Genomic DNA, 551 nt, shown 5'->3' on the forward strand with positions numbered 1-551 from the left:
TGCTGGCCGCCATCGCCAGCGTGCCGCTGGCCACCGCCCGCGATATCATCGCTTCCCGCCCCGCCGGCGGCTGGCGCGACGTCAGCGACTTCTGGGCCCAGCCGCTGCTCGCCGGCCGCACGGTCGCGGCCGATGTTCTGCGCCAGCCCGACGTGCGCGATCGCTTCGTCGGCTTCCGCCTCACGGCCGCGATTGACGGCATCAGCCTGGCCGAAACCGGACTGGTGGATGCCGCCGCCCGCCCCGCCCGGCTGCTGGTGCGCCGCTGGGGCGACGAGACATGATGCTGGTCAGCCTGGCGCCGCGCTTGCGCTGGCAGCGCCTTGATGGCGCGCGGGTGATCGCCGCCGGCGACGGCTGGCCCGTGCCTGATACGGCGACGCCGCTGGTCCTGGCCGTACCCGGCGAAGACGTCACCCTGCACTGGCTCGACCTGCCGGAACTGGCGCCGGCCCAGGCCGCCGCGGCTGCCCGGCTCGCCCTGGCGGACTGGCTGGCCGACAGCGATCCCCATATCGCCGTCGCCCCCGGCACCGGCAGGCGCGCCGTGG

Annotated in this window: 1 protein-coding gene and 1 pseudogene; both read left to right on the top strand. The window is 75.7% G+C overall.

The features are described from left to right. The coding region (locus GJ693_RS16625; protein WP_197042332.1) for a type II secretion system protein GspK at positions 1–284 on the top strand (284 nt) is incomplete at its 5' end. Beyond that, a pseudogene (locus tag GJ693_RS17370) lies at positions 281–551 on the top strand (hypothetical protein); the annotation flags it as partial. The gene GJ693_RS16625 and the pseudogene GJ693_RS17370, both read left to right, overlap by 4 nt.

The sequence above is a fragment of the Sandarakinorhabdus oryzae genome, from assembly GCF_009733735.1.
In the GTDB taxonomy this organism is placed as follows: Bacteria; Pseudomonadota; Alphaproteobacteria; order Sphingomonadales; family Sphingomonadaceae; genus Sandarakinorhabdus; species Sandarakinorhabdus oryzae.